General features: G+C 71.3%; 1 pseudogene. It reads right to left on the bottom strand.

From position 1 onward, the window contains the following. Window positions 1-61 precede the first annotated feature (61 nt). A pseudogene (locus SB717_RS37765) lies at window positions 62-254 on the bottom strand (hypothetical protein); the annotation flags it as partial.

Below are 254 nucleotides of genomic sequence, written 5' to 3'. Positions count from 1 at the left end.
CCGTGCGGGTCGGCCGAGGCCGGTCCGCCGGGCACCGGGGTCGGGCCTAGCTGCGCGCCGGTCACATCACCGCGCCGATCTGCCATGGAATGAACTCGCTGTCGCCGAAACCGAGCGCCTCGCTCCGGCTCGGCTGGCCCGACGCCGTCGCGAGAATCAGGTCGAAGATGCGCCGGCCCATCTCCGCGACCGGGATGCCCGCGTCCAGCACTTCGCCGCAGTTGATGTCCATGTCGTCCGACAGGCGCTGGTAC

This window comes from Priestia sp. SIMBA_032, assembly GCF_046535215.1.
GTDB classification, from domain to species: Bacteria; Bacillota; Bacilli; order Bacillales; family Bacillaceae_H; genus Priestia; species Priestia aryabhattai.
Note: the sequence above shows the minus strand (reverse complement) of the source record. Positions and strands in the feature narration are given on the sequence as shown.